The sequence below is a fragment of the Leclercia sp. M-A074-M genome, from assembly GCF_965195605.1.
In the GTDB taxonomy this organism is placed as follows: Bacteria; Pseudomonadota; Gammaproteobacteria; order Enterobacterales; family Enterobacteriaceae; genus Enterobacter.
The window spans coordinates 145,446-162,568 of record NZ_CBDAHM010000005.1; the positions used below are offsets into that span (position 1 = coordinate 145,446).

At 49.6% G+C, this 17,123-nt stretch carries 23 protein-coding genes; 11 read left to right on the plus strand and 12 right to left on the minus strand.

The genetic code is table 11. The annotated features are described in order from the left end of the window. Positions 1–165: 165 nt before the first annotated feature. The 4 genes from ACOKCT_RS12410 (at position 166) to ACOKCT_RS12425 (ending at position 3,450) form a co-directional block, all read left to right on the plus strand. The gene (locus ACOKCT_RS12410) at positions 166–558 is read left to right on the plus strand and encodes a hypothetical protein (RefSeq protein ID WP_003844871.1); all 393 of its coding nucleotides are present in this window, start codon (positions 166–168) and stop codon (positions 556–558) included. Then, complete coding sequence (locus ACOKCT_RS12415; protein ID WP_064179037.1) at positions 545–973, plus strand: hypothetical protein; 429 nt, start codon at positions 545–547, stop codon at positions 971–973. The genes ACOKCT_RS12410 and ACOKCT_RS12415 overlap by 14 nt, the downstream gene beginning before the upstream one ends. A 582-nt stretch (positions 974–1,555) precedes the next feature. Next, positions 1,556–2,821, plus strand: a complete 1,266-nt coding sequence (locus ACOKCT_RS12420) for a primase-helicase family protein (RefSeq protein WP_227660981.1) — start codon at positions 1,556–1,558, stop codon at positions 2,819–2,821. A 338-nt stretch (positions 2,822–3,159) separates the two neighbouring features. Beyond that, positions 3,160–3,450: a hypothetical protein gene (locus tag ACOKCT_RS12425; protein WP_063155291.1), complete on the plus strand. Its 291-nt coding sequence runs from the start codon at positions 3,160–3,162 to the stop codon at positions 3,448–3,450. A 46-nt stretch (positions 3,451–3,496) separates the two neighbouring features. On the opposite strand, the gene ACOKCT_RS12430 is transcribed toward ACOKCT_RS12425, so the two are convergent. Then, entirely contained in the window at positions 3,497–3,703 is a 207-nt protein-coding gene (locus ACOKCT_RS12430; protein ID WP_141437889.1) for a hypothetical protein, read from the minus strand. 180 nt (positions 3,704–3,883) lie between these two features. Here ACOKCT_RS12430 and ACOKCT_RS12435 point away from each other — a divergent pair, with 180 nt between their 5' ends. After that, the gene (locus ACOKCT_RS12435) at positions 3,884–4,234 is read left to right on the plus strand and encodes a hypothetical protein (RefSeq protein ID WP_048998060.1); all 351 of its coding nucleotides are present in this window, start codon (positions 3,884–3,886) and stop codon (positions 4,232–4,234) included. Positions 4,235–4,250: 16 nt separating this feature from the next. On the opposite strand, the gene ACOKCT_RS12440 is transcribed toward ACOKCT_RS12435, so the two are convergent. After that, positions 4,251–4,865 (minus strand): recombinase family protein, encoded by a 615-nt coding sequence (locus tag ACOKCT_RS12440; RefSeq protein ID WP_105604601.1) that lies wholly within the window; start codon positions 4,863–4,865, stop codon positions 4,251–4,253. Positions 4,866–5,323: 458 nt separating this feature from the next. On the opposite strand from ACOKCT_RS12440, the gene ACOKCT_RS12445 reads away from it, so the two are divergent. Next, positions 5,324–6,373, plus strand: coding sequence for a DUF262 domain-containing protein (locus ACOKCT_RS12445; RefSeq protein WP_220317084.1), 1,050 nt, complete (start codon positions 5,324–5,326; stop codon positions 6,371–6,373). After that, a complete protein-coding gene (locus tag ACOKCT_RS12450) occupies positions 6,360–6,944 on the plus strand; it encodes a HEPN domain-containing protein (RefSeq protein ID WP_220317083.1) in 585 nt (194 codons plus the stop codon). Before ACOKCT_RS12445 ends, ACOKCT_RS12450 begins: the two co-directional genes overlap by 14 nt. A 343-nt stretch (positions 6,945–7,287) precedes the next feature. Here the strand turns inward: ACOKCT_RS12450 and ACOKCT_RS12455 are convergent, their stop codons facing one another. Next, positions 7,288–7,746: a hypothetical protein gene (locus tag ACOKCT_RS12455; RefSeq protein WP_420193529.1), complete on the minus strand. Its 459-nt coding sequence runs from the start codon at positions 7,744–7,746 to the stop codon at positions 7,288–7,290. Between the two features lie 151 nt (positions 7,747–7,897). Here ACOKCT_RS12455 and ACOKCT_RS12460 point away from each other — a divergent pair, with 151 nt between their 5' ends. From ACOKCT_RS12460 to ACOKCT_RS12470, 3 genes are all read left to right on the plus strand, one after another. Then, positions 7,898–8,308 carry a Spy/CpxP family protein refolding chaperone gene (locus ACOKCT_RS12460; RefSeq protein ID WP_263950241.1) on the plus strand — a complete coding sequence of 137 codons (411 nt, stop codon included), beginning with the start codon at positions 7,898–7,900 and terminating at the stop codon, positions 8,306–8,308. A 283-nt stretch (positions 8,309–8,591) separates the two neighbouring features. Beyond that, on the plus strand, positions 8,592–9,923 hold the full coding sequence (locus tag ACOKCT_RS12465; RefSeq protein ID WP_156655264.1) for an amino acid permease: 1,332 nt from the start codon (positions 8,592–8,594) through the stop codon (positions 9,921–9,923). 21 nt (positions 9,924–9,944) lie between these two features. Next, positions 9,945–11,249, plus strand: coding sequence for a serine dehydratase subunit alpha family protein (locus ACOKCT_RS12470; RefSeq protein WP_420193530.1), 1,305 nt, complete (start codon positions 9,945–9,947; stop codon positions 11,247–11,249). Between the two features lie 38 nt (positions 11,250–11,287). Here ACOKCT_RS12470 and ACOKCT_RS12475 read toward each other — a convergent pair whose 3' ends face one another. Then, positions 11,288–11,989, minus strand: coding sequence for a pirin family protein (locus ACOKCT_RS12475; protein ID WP_103177136.1), 702 nt, complete (start codon positions 11,987–11,989; stop codon positions 11,288–11,290). 105 nt (positions 11,990–12,094) lie between these two features. Here ACOKCT_RS12475 and yhaJ point away from each other — a divergent pair, with 105 nt between their 5' ends. Next, positions 12,095–12,991: a DNA-binding transcriptional regulator YhaJ gene (gene yhaJ / locus ACOKCT_RS12480; protein ID WP_103177135.1), complete on the plus strand. Its 897-nt coding sequence runs from the start codon at positions 12,095–12,097 to the stop codon at positions 12,989–12,991. A gap of 39 nt (positions 12,992–13,030) precedes the next feature. Here yhaJ and ACOKCT_RS12485 read toward each other — a convergent pair whose 3' ends face one another. From ACOKCT_RS12485 to mzrA, 8 genes are all read right to left on the minus strand, one after another. Then, positions 13,031–13,396: a DUF805 domain-containing protein gene (locus ACOKCT_RS12485; RefSeq protein ID WP_103177134.1), complete on the minus strand. Its 366-nt coding sequence runs from the start codon at positions 13,394–13,396 to the stop codon at positions 13,031–13,033. A 107-nt stretch (positions 13,397–13,503) separates the two neighbouring features. Next, a complete protein-coding gene (locus ACOKCT_RS12490; protein ID WP_103177133.1) occupies positions 13,504–14,490 on the minus strand; it encodes a glutathione S-transferase family protein in 987 nt (328 codons plus the stop codon). A gap of 65 nt (positions 14,491–14,555) precedes the next feature. Further along, the gene (locus ACOKCT_RS12495; RefSeq protein ID WP_168191992.1) at positions 14,556–14,948 is read right to left on the minus strand and encodes a DoxX family protein; all 393 of its coding nucleotides are present in this window, start codon (positions 14,946–14,948) and stop codon (positions 14,556–14,558) included. A gap of 220 nt (positions 14,949–15,168) precedes the next feature. Beyond that, positions 15,169–15,483 (minus strand): YqjK-like family protein, encoded by a 315-nt coding sequence (locus ACOKCT_RS12500; RefSeq protein ID WP_420193531.1) that lies wholly within the window; start codon positions 15,481–15,483, stop codon positions 15,169–15,171. Then, positions 15,480–15,878 (minus strand): phage holin family protein, encoded by a 399-nt coding sequence (locus tag ACOKCT_RS12505; protein ID WP_103177130.1) that lies wholly within the window; start codon positions 15,876–15,878, stop codon positions 15,480–15,482. The genes ACOKCT_RS12500 and ACOKCT_RS12505 overlap by 4 nt, the downstream gene beginning before the upstream one ends. A 2-nt stretch (positions 15,879–15,880) precedes the next feature. Next, positions 15,881–16,186 carry a DUF883 family protein gene (locus ACOKCT_RS12510; protein ID WP_103177129.1) on the minus strand — a complete coding sequence of 102 codons (306 nt, stop codon included), beginning with the start codon at positions 16,184–16,186 and terminating at the stop codon, positions 15,881–15,883. A 29-nt stretch (positions 16,187–16,215) separates the two neighbouring features. Beyond that, on the minus strand, positions 16,216–16,584 hold the full coding sequence (locus ACOKCT_RS12515) for a DUF1090 domain-containing protein (protein ID WP_103177128.1): 369 nt from the start codon (positions 16,582–16,584) through the stop codon (positions 16,216–16,218). A gap of 154 nt (positions 16,585–16,738) precedes the next feature. Further along, positions 16,739–17,122 (minus strand): EnvZ/OmpR regulon moderator MzrA, encoded by a 384-nt coding sequence (mzrA, locus tag ACOKCT_RS12520; RefSeq protein WP_103180990.1) that lies wholly within the window; start codon positions 17,120–17,122, stop codon positions 16,739–16,741. Position 17,123: the final 1 nt, after the last annotated feature.

The following is a 17,123-nucleotide window of genomic DNA, read 5'->3' on the forward strand; positions in this document are numbered from 1 at the left end:
TTGACAAATGAGAATGATTCGTGTTATTATGTAATTAAGGGGAAGATTTCCCCGACATCCCACCGAAACACATAAAATCCCGCAGGTGCCAGTTTCTGCCTCTTCTCCTTGGTAGGCTGGATCAATCCGCTTGCGGGTTTTTTATTACCATCAGGAAATCATTATTTGGAAAATAAAAACTTAGCGTCAATCGACGTAACGGACTCCGCACGTCTGCGCGGCAAGGTTGACCACACCACATGGCACGCGTGCAAATCGCGGCTAAAACTGCTGGGCCTGCCACAGACACCGAAACGAATCGGCTTCCTTCTCTGGCTGGAACACCAGCAACATCACGTCTTCACCTTTGAAGAGTACGTGGAGAGATGGGGCTACAACAACGCCCATCTGCATCTCAATGAGTATGAAAAAAGCGGACTTATCCATCATCGCGACGAGTATTTTCTTAGCGAAACTGCCACCAGCACCGATAGCCCATTCCGCTGTAAGTGCTGCAAGTCCATAAATCTGAACAAAATTCTTAAAGCAAAGGAGCGCATTATTAATGAAACTAACTAAAGAACAAACAGCCCTCATCCAGCGTCTTTATGACGAACGTATCACGCAAGCGGAAAAAGTAGCATTGTCCGAAGTCAGCACCACCATCGTCTTCAACGAGGTATTCCCGCTGGTCATCACTAAGGCGGCTGCTTATCTGGACAACGGTTACATCCTCAATCCTCAAGCCTGCAACCATTATCAATCTTCGCCTTTCTTCGAGGTGAGCATGTTTAAACCGGAGATTCTGCTGGTACAGGAACGCCAGGAGGCTGTAGCGGCGGCATCTGAACGTCTGAAGTCGGATATCGCCGCAGAAGTGTTGGAAATCGTCCGTCAACAACGCCAGCGAAAGCAGGAAGCAGCAGCAGCCGAACAGTCAGCCAAAGACGCTATCACTACTGAACAAGCGATCTTCGCAGCATTCGAGGTGTGATGGTAGACGCACAATTTCAACAGTTCGCTATGCCGTCAGATTCCCGGCGGTTAGCCTCCCGGCAACGCCCGGCTTACAGAGAAATGATGTCCTCACTCCAGGATGGTAAAGACCCGATTACGGGCACCAGACTAAATTCTCCATGCATCGACCATGACCACGATACAGGGACATGTAGGTTGGTCCTCAATCGCTCAACAAACACGTTTGAGGGAAAGGTGCGAGCCTTCCTAATTCAGCAGGGTTGGAAGCCGCAGCAGTTCGCTCAGCCGTTATTTGATGCATGGTTGGGACGTAATGACGCAGTAACCACGCAACTTTATGAGTTCGCTCTGGAGATCTGGCCCTACCTAAGCTGGGAACGCTTCCTAACGTACCTCCGAAATCTCGCCGTTTACTACGGGACAGCATGGGCGTACTACGACCACTTGCTTTATGAAAAGCCTTCAAAAACAGGATGCTAAGCCATGCAATTAATCGTTCCAAAAGACATTGAACAATGGCTGGACAATACGCGCGAACACCGTTCACGCGCAGCACAGATTATTAAACTTTTATACGACGCACAGGAGCACGACACCTATGACACAAGAGACGACCACACACACAGCCACACCCCCACCCCCAGTTGAAGCCTTCTCGCTTCACCTGCGTAGCCAGGGATACGCCCTGATTTCACTGCCTGGTGGCGTTAAGTTGCGCAACATCAACACAGGCACCGATCATAGTCTCGATTCCCTTGCGGTACATTACGCTCGTTTTTCAGGGAACTCATGGAATCCACTATGGCAGTCCGTTGTATTTCGAACACTTCCATACATTGCCCAAAGTATCTTCAATCCGGCGTTGCCGTCTGGCCTTTCTGACGATGGGATTCTTAATACATTTCGCAAATTCTCCAGTGACAAGTCTCCAGTAGACATCCTTACACCATGGTTTGAATACTTGGTGAGGATGTTCCCTGATGGAGACGATCGCGCCAACGTCTGCGCTTGGTTAGCTCACTGTTTCCAGCGCCCAGAAGAGCGTCCAACATGGCATCTTGTGATCCCATCTGATACCGGCACGGGCAAAGGATTTCTCTTCCAGAAAATACTTTCACCGCTGCTGGCGGGGCAAACAAAGCATTATTCGAGCTACTCCCAACTAACCGAAAAACATAACGGTGCGTTAGCCGATAATCTGATAATTGTTTTCGATGATCCTCCGAAAGCAAGCCGCCGAGTTGCAGAATCACTGAAGTCTATACAGACCGAACCAACAGTGGACATTAGACCGTTGTACGAGAATGCCCGTAAGGTAGCGACATACACGCGATTCATGACGTTTAGCAACAGTCCAACGCCAATAGAAGTTGACGATAACGACCGCCGGCACTATGCGACACACTTCATTAAGCACCAAGTGGATCACGATGAAACAGCAGCATTCATCGCACGCCTTAGCGACTGGTTAGAAGCTGGCGGGCTGGAGGCCGTCTATCGTTGGTTCATGCAATACGATCTCAGTGACTTCAATCCATACCGACCACCACACAGCGCAGCGTTGGAACGGATGAAACAGGCAAGTGTCTCCCCGGCAGAGTCAGAAGCGGCAGTATTCACCGAAAGCCACCAAGTGTTCTCTTTCAATGCTTTTCGTGAAGGTTGTCCGGCATTTAGTCGGGACAATGAAGCAACGGATTGGCTAAGTAAACACGGTTATACCAGCGCAAGATTATTCACACTCACTCGATTTAAGGACACTCCGTTAACAAAGGGTGCGCTTTGGTATCATTCTGACATGGATAAGGGACACGCCCGTGAATGGTATCTGTCGAAATACTACCCTCAGATCGAAGCTGCATAACAGCCCTAAAACGGCCCTGACAAAATAGAGCCGTACTATCCCAGCCCTTGGGAAATAAGGCCTAAACGGGGCAAGCGTCCCTAACGGCCCTAAATCTTTTTTTCTTATTCATTAAGACTGTGACAACCCAGTTGGAACATAACACGTGTCCAATCGTTCGTTATGCGTGGCACCTTGGCTAATGGCGAAGGTCGCCACCACGACGAAAACGCATGTTTGCTTAACAACTTCGTGTAAACGCGAAATTAAAAAAACTTATCTATCCCCTGATCCGAGGAATGTCGGACAGGATTCATCATTCCCCCAAATGGCGCAGTAGAGCGCCGGAGACTTTATCTATGGCAAGACAAAAAAACTCTGAAATTGATGCTCAGTTAAGAGCGTTGGGTGCACCAACAGGCGCTATAAACGGTGTTTACAACGAATGGGAGGGATTGCCTTTCGTAGAGGTAGTTCCTGGTTTCTTGGTTTTGCAGCAGGATCTGAACGATGTAATCCTACCAGCAGAATCGCGTGAGCCGATTAATTACGATCTGGAAGAGTTCTATCTGAACGTGAGTGGAAACCGAGCGTGGCGCTGGCGTATTGAAGATGGGCGGTTTATTGCCTCTACAGGCACTTGTGATTGATAAAAATGTACGGCAGGAGTGGCGTTTTCATCACATTGCTGTGCACTTACTTTGCATCATCGGTTTGAAAGGTTTTGGTATACGGACATTTCCCCTTAGTTACGTAGGTGAAGAGGTAATTGCTGTTCTGATACGTGTATAGCGTTTTCCCGCTCTCCGTCGTTTCCTGCTGAGGATCGGACATTGTGATCTGCTCTGCTGCCACAAACTGCGAGAACAATAGCCCTGATATCGCCAATATTACTCTTGTCACAAACTTTCTCCTTTGATTCCGTTGTCAAAACCCATCGCTCCCAACAACTGTGCATAGGGATTATAGTTTCAAGATTGATCAATTTAATCGATCAATTCAATGCAAATCGATCGTTTTTATCAATTGATGGTTTTATAATGACTCCCGATGAATACCTAACTCACAGCAAAAAGGAAGACCATGAAAAGATTGATTCTCGCGGCGCTGATCGTTCTCCCCTTCGCCTCAAGTGCAACCACGTTCACCTGTAAGGCGATCCAGGAAGGGCAGATCGATTCTGGTAGCCAAAAATCCTCAGTCGAGACTCGTCTTGATGTTCAGGACAAAAGCATGAAAGTGAGCATGGGTGGTAAAACCTGGCGGCTGGGTTTCATTGGAGAGAAAAGTATTGCGAAGATGTACGCCACCCCAGACGGTGGAATAGCGGTTACTTACATTGACAACGGGAGTGATCCTGTTTTCGTTATGCGCCCAACTAACAACGACGGGCAGACCGCTATCTATACGCTTAGTTTGTGTTCTGAGGCTTAAAATTAGGCGTGAGCAATCACGCCATTTCCTTCTTGATGCGGTAAAAAGTGGCGCGTGATACTCCAGCCAGTTCCATTACTTTAGCGGGTTTGTGTCCTGCACTGAGTAAAGATTTAACAACCTCCCGCGCCCTTTCATCCTTAGCTTTACCGACATACACACCAGCCTCTTTTGCTTTCTCGATACCTTGCTTTTGACGTGCACGTCGAGTCTCATAATCCTGACGGGCCATAGTAGCCAGCATATCGATCAGCATGTTATTTACTGCTGCCATAATGCCATCCACCACAGATGACGATTTATCCCCTTGAAGCATTTTCCACGAGGTGGGTAAATCCACCACTACCAGCTTCAGTCCCTTATCTTGGATGGTACGCTTCAAACTTTCCCATTGGACAGCCTCCAGACGACTCAGGCGGTCAATAGACTCCACCAGCAACAAATCCCCATTGTTAGCCTCATCAAGCAACAGCGATAGCTGAGGACGTTCAAGGGAAGCCCCGGAAGCATTCTCGACATATTCCTTACTGATAGCCCAACCACGCTCCCTTGCAAACTCACGCAACGCCGGGACAGCACGTGTGGAATCTTGTTCTCTGGTAGAGGCTCGTGCATAAATTAGGACGTTCATCTTTTGTCTCTTTGAGGTTTTACTTCAACACTCAAAGTATACAGCACACATGAAACGTTATCAATTCTATACTACCAACACCCTATTGATACTAAATATCACGTTGTCAGTGAGGTATACCCAAAAGAGATATCATCTCACTGATATTTGGGACGCTTGCCAGCAATACATGGGAGGGCGAAAAACATTGTGCTTAGCATCTTCTCCAATTGTGCCAGTGGATATCCAAAAGCTACTTGATCGTATCTCATACTATCAGAGATATATTCCGCTCTGTGGGTAGGTGTCAAAAGTGATCGGCTTTGGCTATGTACCTCATCATTTCGCCAGCTAAGAGTGAAATTGCGAGGGATATCAATAAGTTCTGCATAATTTTTGACGGACGGCATTAAAAATGGTAAACACTGCTATTTAGGGTTGCCGATTTTTTCCGATTTAGTACTTTCAAGGACTTTTGTATGGCTAATGATGATAAGACTTTAAATTTATTCCCTATAGATTATCCTTTTGAGACATTATGTTCCAGGATGAAATCTAATCCTGTTAAACTAATATTAAATCCAGACTTTCAACGTAAATACAAATGGGATCAGGACGGATGGCTTAGGTCTTCAAAGTTTATTGAATCTTGCTTAATGCGTATACCGCTACCTTCTTGTTATTTTGCTGAGGATGATGATGGTAATCATATTGTTATTGATGGAGTTCAGCGACTAACGACCATTCAGAAATTTTTAGATGATGAATTTGCCTTAGAAGGGATGACAACATTTAAAGAATTAGAGGGCAAGAAGTTTTCTGAGTTAGGTTCATTACGTCCGGAACTTGAGTCAACAACGATAAGGTGTATTGTTCTGAGGAAAGAGAATTCTAAGTCTCTCATTAGAGAGATTTTCTCAAGGCTTAACCAAGGTGCTGTTAAACTGTCTGACCAGGAAATAAGACATGCGTTATATCCTGGTGGATTTGATGATTTGTTAGAAGAATTAGGCAAGATTGATGCGATTAGCAATTTTGGCTTGGCAGAAGCCACAACAGCTAAAAGAGATAGCCGAGAGCCGGATGAGCAGGTGTTGCGGTTCTTTGCATTCTATGAAGACGATTTCTTCAAAGACTTTGATAATACTTTAAAAGACTTTTTAGATAATCAGATGGAAACTCTCTCAAAAAGTACAGCCGATGAATTAAATTTAATGAGGGAAAAGTTTAAATCATCCTTGGCAAAGTGTGAGAAAATTTTTGGGGATGATGTATTTACTAATCCTACAGTAAAAAGGAAAAGAAAAGGATTGGTTCATTATGATATTTTAATGCCAACAATTGGAAAGTTGAGTGATGATATCGTAAATCAAAAAGCCGAAGTTATCCGCCGTGGTTATAACGATCTTTGCTCAAGCGCTGAATTTAAAAGAACTTTGTCTGGCGGGTTGCAAAATAAAGCCTCTGTAAATAGACGTAGAGAGAGTTGGGTCAAAATCCTCAAGGATATTATAGATGGAAAATACTGAATGCTATGAAAGATATCGTTCGTTATTTTTATCATTAAAGGAGGTTATTACAGACACAGAGCGAAATATCATAGCGAATGAGAATGAATTTTTTAACAAAAATGTGAATTTTTTTGTTAAGTCATATCTTATTACTCTTTGCACATATCTTGAGTCTTATTTGACTGACGTGGCTGCATGGCATTGTGAAAAGATAAATAATAGAATTAAAAGTGCTTGTTTACCACATAACTTCTTAGTTTGGCGGATCAACAAAAAAGGGTTTAAAGAGCAAGATTTAAAATATAGTGATGCTGATTTGACAGTTGATAAAGGCGAAATTTCAGATGGTTTATCTGGAAACCCTTATAAAACGATTAAGGCATTTTCTTACTTTGGTATTAATCTCGTGACCTCAAGCGATTTTAATTCTCACAAAGATATTGTTAATACCATAGTAACAAAAAGAAATAACATTATTCATCATAATGATCATGCGAATGATATCAGTCTTGCAGATATAAATGGTTATATTGATTTGTTGTTGAAGTATATGATGGCTATTGATAAAGCAGTCTTTGATAGCGAATAGATTAACTTACCGTTTAAGCGTAAACGCAGTAGGGCCATTATGTATTATGGCTCTGCTTTTTTATGATTAATCCCTTGTCTTAATGTTTGAATGATCTGGCTACGGGGTTTTAAGTATATCTTGGCTGCGATTGAAGCTTGGTGAAATAAACTAATGCATATTTCATATGGGTATGGAGATACTCGCAATGCATGGGCTGGATTGTGTATTTAATCATGTTAGGTTTTCGGAATGGTCTTCTGCGGGACAGTATACAATCTTTTTCCAGTTCTACTGCATCGTTAAATGCTATATCTATAACATCAACGTGTTTGTACGTTTTAATATTTCTGCAAACTAATTATCAGTTCAAGTAAAATTGTTCTAATTTCTTCAAATGAGATACGGAATGGGATACATTATGGGCTACAACCCGCATTCCACCGCCTCTGGTGTCTGATGAAATGGGATACAAAGCTGACTTATCGGTCAGCTTCAACTCTTCAGAAAACCCCGCTTCGGCGGGGTTTTTGCTTCTTGGCGGTAAGATGAATGACTGTCCAACGACGCTATACCCAAAAGAACGCGGCTTATCGGTCAGCTTCAACTCTTCAGAAAACCCCGCTTCGGCGGGGTTTTTGCTTCTTGGCGGTAAGATGAATGACTGTCCAACGACGCTATACCAAAAAGAACGCGGCTTATCGGTCAGCTTCAACTCTTCAGAAAACCCCGCTTCGGCGGGGTTTTTGCTTCTTGGCGGTAAGATGAATGACTGTCCAACGACGCTATACCCAAAAGAATGCGGCTTATCGGTCAGCTTCAACTCTTTAGAAACCCCGCTTCGGCGGGGTTTTTGCTTTCTGCCCTCATCCCGGCATTTACATTTAAAATTGTTTATATACTTCCTCACAGATCAACATCCGTAATTGAAAAATACTCCGGTTCTTCCCTGACAGATAATTGAGGATTGTGAGATGAAAAAGATTTTCCGGATCGCGCTGCTGACGGCAACGATGACAGGCTTTGCGGGTGTGGCGCAGGCGGCAGAAGTGACAACCGCACCGCAGCCTGCCCAGGATCCTATCGTTCAGCAAGTAAAACTCAGCAGCGAACAGACCGCGAAAATTAAGGCTCTGCACCAGCAGCTGGAAGAGAACGTGCAGAAAATCCCGACCAGCGATGTGAAAAATGGCACGTTGATTGACGTGATCCAGTCCGGCAAATGGGATGAGAAGGCAGTGAAAGATCAGCTGGCTGCGTTCAGCCGCATTGAGGAGCAGGCGCGTTACTATCGCGTGAAATATTACTTCGATGTGAGCCAGGTCCTGACGGCAGAGCAGCGGGCAGAAGTCAGATCGCAAATCGCCCAGACTCTGAGCGAATAAGTTGTCATTAACGTACCAGTGCTCAACAACCCGCGCGTGTCGCGGGTTTTTTATTCCTTGAAGTGCGTCACAATGAGAAAAGTAGCCCCACTTCTTTTTTAAAAAGAGTAATTTTTTCTTTTTTTAGCCAAAAACCCCACTAACGTTGTGATTTTTTTCTCTTCCTCTCCGGATATGATATTTCCACACGAATAACAAACGCCTGCACCTCTCTGGTCATTATCGCTGATGAGCAGATATCCATAAAAATAACTGTTTACCCTACAAAATAAGCGAGAGCCTAATGGATACGGCGACAAATAATAGCGTAATTGTGAGCGACTCACCGGCAGCAAGACGGGCTGGAATGAGTGAGAGTGAATGGCAAGAAGCGATTAAATTCGACAGTAATGATACCGGTTGGATAATTATGAGTATCGGCATGGCAATCGGTGCCGGTATTGTTTTTCTCCCGGTTCAGGTGGGATTAATGGGCCTGTGGGTTTTTCTGCTCTCTTCCATCATTGGTTATCCGGCGATGTATCTCTTTCAGCGCCTGTTTATTAATACGCTGGCGGAATCGCCGGAGTGCAAAGATTATCCGAGCGTGATCAGCGGTTATCTGGGTAAAAACTGGGGCATTCTGTTAGGGGCGCTCTATTTTGTCATGCTGGTTATCTGGATGTTTGTATATTCCACGGCGATTACCAACGACAGCGCCTCTTATCTGCATACCTTCGGCGTGACGGACGGTTTGCTGTCAGAAAACCCTTTCTATGGCTTATTACTGATCTGTATCCTGGTGGCGATCTCTTCCCGGGGTGAAAAACTGCTGTTTAAAGTCTCCAGCCTGATGGTGCTCACCAAACTGCTGGTGGTAGCGGCTCTGGGCATCTCAATGATTGGTATGTGGCACCTCTATAACGTTGGCGCGCTGCCGCCGATGGGGCTGCTGATCAAGAATGCCATCATTACGCTGCCGTTTACCCTCACCTCCATTCTGTTTATCCAGACGCTCAGCCCAATGGTGATCTCCTACCGCTCCCGCGCAAAATCGATCGAAGTGGCACGGTACAAAGCCCTGCGGGCGATGAATATCGCGTTTGGCATTCTGTTTGTGACGGTCTTTTTCTACGCGGTCTCTTTTACCCTCGCGATGGGGCATGAGGAAGCGGTCAAAGCCTATGAACAGAATATTTCCGCCCTGGCAATTGCCGCGCAGTTTATTAGTGGTGATGGTGCGGGTTGGGTAAAAATCGTCAGCGTTATTCTGAATATCTTCGCTGTGATGACCGCTTTCTTTGGCGTCTATCTCGGCTTTCGTGAAGCGACGCAAGGCATTGTGATGAATATCCTGCGCCGCAAATTGCCGGCGGATAAAATCAATGAATCCACCGTACAGCGCGGCATTATGGTGTTTGCCATACTGCTTGCCTGGAGCGCCATTGTATTAAATGCTCCTGTGCTGAGCTTCACCTCTATCTGCAGCCCTATTTTTGGCATGGTGGGCTGTTTAATTCCGGCGTGGCTGGTCTACAAGGTCCCTGCGCTGCATAAATACAAAGGCGTGTCGCTGGTGATTATTATTATCACCGGGCTACTGCTTTGTGTTTCTCCTTTCCTCGCTTTTTCCTGATGTGCAATAAAGGTCGTAACGATGTCTGAACAAATAAACCCTTTATGGAACCTGTTTATTCACGCGGTGCAGGAAGAGGTTAAACCTGCCCTGGGATGTACAGAACCTGTCTCGCTGTCGCTGGCTTGTGCCATCGCGGCTGAACAGCTAAGCGGAGAAATCACGCAAATTGAGGCGTGGGTTTCACCGAATTTTATGAAGAATGGACTGGGTGTAACAGTACCAGGTACTGGCATGGTTGGCCTGCCTGTTGCGGCTGCGCTGGGGGCGATTGGTGGCAATCCCCGGGGCGGGCTGGAGGTTTTAAAAGATGCTTCGCCCGAGGCGATTGCCCGCGCTAAAGCGCTGCTGGCGGCAGGAAAAGTGCAGGTAAAACTGCAGCAACCCTGCGACGAAATCCTTTATTCCCGCGCCATTGTCTATGCCGGGGCGGAGTCGGCAAGCGTCACCATCGCGGGAGGACACACGCGGGTCGTGCAGATCAGCTATCAGGGCGAAACACGCTTTATGCTGGATGAGCAGCCGCAGAGCTCTGGCGGCGATCCCCTGAGAGTGCTGTCGAGCACGTCGCTGTCGCAGATCCTGGAGTTTATCGAGCATGTTCCGTTTTCCGCCATTCGTTTTATCCTGGAAGCCGGGCATCTAAACGACGCCCTCTCCAGGGAGGGATTAACCGGCAAATGGGGACTCCATATTGGCGCGACGTTGCATAGACAGCAGGCGCGCGGCTTTATCGACCAGGGGTTAGGATCGGAGATAATCATCCGCACCAGCGCCGCGTCAGATGCCCGAATGGGCGGAGCGACACTGCCTGCGATGAGCAATTCCGGTTCGGGTAATCAGGGGATTACGGCAACGATGCCGGTTCTGGTCGTGGCGGAATATCTCCAGGCTGATGAGGAAAAACTGGCGCGGGCCCTGATGCTTTCGCACCTCTCGGCCATTTATATCCATTACCAGCTTCCTCGCCTGTCGGCATTGTGCGCGGCGACGACCGCGGCCATGGGCGCGGCAGCAGGTATGGCATGGCTGCTGGACGGGGGCTATAAGGCGATTGAGATGGCGATCAGCAGTATGATTGGCGACGTCAGCGGAATGATCTGCGATGGAGCATCGAACAGCTGCGCGATGAAAGTCTCAACCAGCGTCAGCAGTGCCTGGAAATCGGTAATGATGGCGCTTGATGATTGCGCCGTGACCGGCAACGAAGGGATTGTGGCGCACGATGTGGAACAGTCCATCGCCAATCTGTGCTCACTTGCATGCCGTTCAATGCAGGCAACGGATAAACAGATCATTGAGATCATGGCGGAGAAAGTCGCCTGAAATAACGGCCTCTCCTTGTACGGGGAGAGGCCGGCGGTTCAGACCGGCAAATCAATCAACAGCGCACGCAGCGGCGTATCGGCCACCAGGGTGATATTCGCCTCGTCGCGAATAAACGCACCATCTCCGCAGGTTAACGCTTCACGCTCCTCAGCGGGCGTCTGCGCATGTACCGTGCCGTGGATAGATTGCAGGTAGGCGCGCGGGCCGTGCAGCTGAAAACTCAGACGCTCCCCTTTATCCAGCTCGATATGATGCAGCCATACCTGCTGGCGGAGCTGCAGGCTGCCTGCGCTGCCATCTGGCGAGGCCAGCAGCTGCTGTTTGGCATCCAGCAGATCGATCTTCTGGAGCAGCGGATTTTCCCGCTCCGGGCAGGCATCTAACCACAGCTGCAGGCGCGTCAGCGTCTTATCTTTGCTGAGGTTATGCTCGCTGTAGCTGATACCGGGCTGAGTGGCTATCAGCAATGCTTCACCGGCTTTCGCCTGGACATGGTTGCCCTCGCTGTCGCGATACTCTGCTTCGCCTTCAAGAATCAGATTCAGGATATCCACTTTTGGATAAGTACGCGGCTGGAATGAGGCGCCGGGTGCGAGCACCTCCTGGTTCAGCACGCGCAAAGAGGCATAGCCCAGCAGTTTCGGGTCAAAGTAGTGTCCAAAGGAAAAGGTGTAGCGGGCCTGCAGCCAACCGAAATCGGCTTGTCCGCACTGTTTAGCTGTTCTTGTCGTAATCATAAAACTTGACCTCTCTTTACACTAAAACAATGGTAAAGGTATGGACGCTGCATTGTTAGCCAGATATTCTGCCCGGTATGTTCAAATTTCCTGAATGAGAACGCCATGGCTAAAGAGAGAGCATTGACCCTTGAAGCGCTGCGCGTGATGGACGCCATCGATCGTCGCGGCAGCTTTGCGGCGGCAGCGGATGAACTGGGGCGCGTACCCTCTGCCCTGAGTTACACCATGCAGAAACTGGAAGAAGAGCTGGATGTGGTGCTGTTTGACCGCTCTGGTCACCGAACAAAATTCACCAATGTTGGCCGCATGCTGCTGGAGCGCGGGCGCGTGTTGCTGGAGGCGGCGGATAAACTGACCACCGACGCCGAAGCGCTGGCCCGCGGCTGGGAAACGCATCTGACGCTGGTCACCGAAGCATTGGTACCCACCACTGCGCTCTACCCGCTGGTGGATCGCCTGGCGGAAAAAGCCAATACCCAGCTTTCAATTATTACCGAAGTGCTCGCCGGGGCGTGGGAGCGCCTGGAGCAGGGCCGGGCGGATATTGTGATCGCGCCGGATATGCACTTCCGCTCCTCGTCCGAAATCAACTCCCGCAAGCTCTATACCGTGATGAATGTCTATGTCGCCGCACCGGATCATCCGATTCATCAGGAACCCGAGCCGCTGTCGGAAGTGACCCGCGTAAAATACCGCGGCGTGGCGGTGGCCGATACCGCCCGCGAGCGCCCGGTACTAACCGTTCAGCTGCTTGATAAACAGCCGCGCCTCACCGTCAGCACCCTTGAAGATAAGCGTCAGGCGCTGCTGGCTGGGCTGGGCGTGGCGACCATGCCGTATCCGTTCGTTGAGAAAGATATTGCCGAAGGGCGGCTGCGGGTGGTGAGCCCGGAATATACCAGTGAAGTGGATATTATTATGGCGTGGCGTCGTGACAGCATGGGCGAGGCCAAATCCTGGTGTCTGCGTGAGATCCAGAAGTTGTTCACCCAGAAGTAAATTGCAGGCCCGGCAGGCGCAGCGCCGCCGGGCAAACTATCAGTTGTTTAGCAACGGATCCGGCCCAAAACGGTTTTCACCTGGCGTACCGCGCTGGCAGTTGAAGATCAGAATAATGATCCAGCCCAGCACCGGGATAAGCACCAGCAGCAGCCACCACGCTGAACGGTCAGTATCATGCAGCCGGCGAAACAGCACGGCCCAAGATGGCAGAAGTACCAGCAAGCCATACACGGTGGTGAGAATGCCTTCGCCGCCAGCCCGCTCCCAGCCCAGCATCTTGTCGATCAGCCCCAGCACGCAGATCAGAATGAAGTTCACCAGGGTGAACATCCAGAACTCTTTGCGGCGGGCGCGCCCTTTAAACCCAATATAATTTCGAAGTACTTTCAGATACCAGTCCATTTCTTGTGGCCTCCGCAGCAATTAATTATCTGTTTTTTAAGCGATCCACTAAAGCATAGACGGGAATAAAAGGGGGGTAAAGGGCGCCAGAAAAGCGCCCCTGAGGCTTAGCCAAAGCGGACGTCGCGCCCGTGCGGTTCGTTCAGATCCTGCCACGGGCCAATGGAGATAATGCCCGTCGGATTAATGGTTTTATGGCTGCGATAGTAATGGTTACGGATATGGCCAAAATCGACCGTCTCCGCAATCCCCGGCATCTGATAGATGTCGCGCAGGAATCCGTGCAGGTTGAGGTAATCGCTGATCCGGTGTTTGTCGCACTTGAAGTGGGTCACGTAAACCGGGTCAAAGCGCACCAGCGTGGTCCAGAGGCGGATATCGGCTTCGGTCAGCTGGTCACCTGTGAGATAGCGGTGCTGGCCGAGGATCTGCTCCAGCCGCTCCAGCGAGGCAAAGACATTGGTCACCGCTTCGTCGTAAGCTTCCTGGCTGGTGGCAAACCCGGCCTTATAGACGCCGTTGTTCACGTTGTCGTAGATCCAGCTATTCAGGTCATCGATCTTATCGCGCAGCGCGGGCGGATAAAAATCGCCTGCCCGGGCGCCGTGAGCATCAAACGCGGTGTTAAACATGCGGATGATCTCGGCCGACTCATTGCTGACGATGGTCTGATTTTTCTTATCCCACAGTACCGGAACGGTAACGCGGCCGGTGTAGTGGGGATCGGCGTGCAGGTAGAGCTGGTAGAGAAAATCATGGTGATAGAGCGAGTCGCCGGTCGCCGCCGGGAAATCATCGCCGAAAGTCCAGCCGTTCTCCAGCATCAGCGGATGCACCACCGAGACGGGGATCAGCGCTTCCAGCCCCTTCAGGGCACGGACGATCAGGGTGCGATGCGCCCACGGACAGGCCAGAGAAACATAGAGGTGGTAACGATCTTTCTCAGCCGCAAAGCCGCCTTCGCCGCTCGGGCCAGGCGCACCGTCGGCAGTGAGCCAGTTACGGAAGGCCGAAACAGAACGTTTGAAACGCCCCCCGGTTGATTTGGTGTCATACCAGGTATCCTGCCAGACGCCGTCTACGAGTTGTCCCATCTATTCCTCCTTAGATAGCAAAAGCGAGGAGAGATCCCCTCGCTTTTTGATTCAGTATAGCGTGCTTACCACTTCTTATTCAGGACGCGGTCAATACTGAACGCGCCAGGACCGGTGATAGCCAGCAGCAGATAACCGCCTGCGATAGTCAGGTTTTTCATGAACATCAGAGAGTTCACCCCTTCCGCAAAGTTGCTGTGGAACAGGAACGCGGTCAGCAGTGTGAAGCCTGCGGTGAACAGTGCGGTAGTCCGGGTCAGGAAACCGAACAGAATGGCCAGGCCACCCCCCAGTTCAAGCAGAATGGTCAGCGGCAGCAGGAACCCCGGAACGCCCATCGCTTCCATATACTGTTGCGTACCGGCGTAACCCCCGATTTTGCTCCAGCCAGCGGTAATAAACAGGATTGGCATCAGAACGCGCGCTACCAGTACACCAACATCTTCTAATTTTTTCATCTTACTCTCCAGGGAACCACTTGGGCTGTAAATACTATTTATTGTGCAAAATCGGGCGTATGCCGCGGTCTCGCTGTCGATGGAGAGAATCATAAACGGGGCGAATGGGGATTGTTAGCAAGGAAAACTGTCAATCTTTATCAAAGATATTGAGTAATAAGAAGGGAAGGATAAAAGTAAAGCGCCAGGAGGCGCTTTACAGGGTGAGGCAGGGTAAACGTCAGCGGGTTTCTTGTTTGCGGAGCTGCTGCTGGGTAAGGGTGGTTTTAATCATCTTCCACGCGCTCCAGATGCCCAGACCGCGGCGCGCCCAGCGGATCAGCATATTCGGATGGCGCACGGCCCTCACCGCCAGAATGCTGCTCCCTATCAGCGCCCATGCCCGCAGGTTCAGAAACATATTCCACCCGCGGTCATAGCTGTGCGTGGCTTCCAGCCAGTCACGGGTGCCAGCCGACAGATCCAGCCGTTGCTGCTGGATCTGGCTCAGCAAAAATGCCTTTTCTCGCTCACGTTCCGCTCGGCTTCTGCTCACTTTTTGTCATCCTCCAGCAGTGACCGGTCGTTGGCGAGTTCCTTACGGGTATGATGTAGCAGGGTCGACTGGCGCACTTTGCGCATCGTCCATATTCCCCCTATCAGAGCAGCAAGCAGCAGCACCACGGTGGTGCCAATCATCACATTAAGACGATACTGCGGATCGACTGCCCAGATAATCAATACCATCAGGCTCATCAGGCCAAAGGCGGCGAAGAGCATAGTCAACCCCAGCATCAGTAGCAGCTGAAAGAGGTTCGCTTTCTCTTCTTCCAGTTCAACTACTGCCAGCCGGATACGCGTCTCTGCGATGCCGACGAGAGTAGTCAAAATCCGCTGTCCGATACCGAGAACGTTTTTTGCGGGCCCTTGTGGTTGACGTGAATCTTCCATAATTAACGTCGCGTAAGCAGCATGCCGATGACAACGCCAACCGCAGCACCGATACCTACGCCGGCCCACGGATTCTCACGCACATACTCATCAGCGCGCGCGGCAGCCTCACGGGTCTGTTTAGCCAGCGCATCGCTGGTTTCGCCCAGACGATAGCGGCTTTCGTGCAGGGCCTGCTCCGCTTTATTACGCAGTTTGCTCAGCTCTTCTTTCGACTTATTGCCAGAGGAGCTCAGTACCTCTTCCAGGGTATCCGCCAGGGACTTCAGTTCAGCGCGTAAATGGTCTGACGTGGTATCTTTTGACATGATTCTCTCCTGTTACGATGTCCGTTAAATCAGTAATCGCGAGACTCCAGCGCTTTCAGTTCGTTCTGCGCTTCTTGCAGTTTCTGCTCACGTTTGGCAACTTTGTCTGCATCGCCTTTCTCCTTTGCCTCCGCCAGATCCCGGCGGCGTTCAGCAATTTCTTCTTTCTGTTCGGCAATTTTGTGCTGATGATCGGCACGCAGTTTGCTATCAGAACAGTTAGCTTTAACTTCGCTCAGCGCTTTATTCAATCCATTGATTCTGCTCTGATTGTTATGCTTTTCAGCGTAACTGATCTCGCGTTGAATATCCTGTTCCTTCTCCTGACAAAGAGACGAAGCGAACGAAGCTGTGCTCAAAGAAAAAAGGGCGAGGCCCAGGGCGATGCGGTAATTCATTGTTGAAACCTTCCATTGTTTTCGACGTAACCTGCGGAAATGTCGAATTCCAGAGTCGTGCGGAGTACGTGTGAGAGGTGCTCCGCGTACTTAAGCATAGTAAGTAAACGGGGATATCACCAAAGTAAGTGAAAAGATTCAGAATAGTGGAAATTTAGCCTAACAGACGCGATGTATCACGCAGACGGGTCAGCCAGACCACCGCCTGATTGTCATTATCCTGTTGAGCAATGATATAGCCATGCGGCAGGCTGCGATCGAGCACCTTTTTCGCGGCAGCGCTTTGTACGCTGGAGTCGAAGGTGATCAGCAGCACATCTTTCTGCGGGGTAATACTTTTGAACTGAATACCGTTGGCATCCAGGTGATGCCAGATGGAGAAACCATCCGGCATGCTGACGCCCTGATTGACCGCGCGGATCGCCAGCGTCGATTCCTGTTTTTGCAGCGCCGCCCAGGCCAGCAGCAGGGCGCTGAACATCACCAGCGCGACCATGGCGTAAGAGAGACGGCGCATTGACGCGTTAGGATTGGCCATG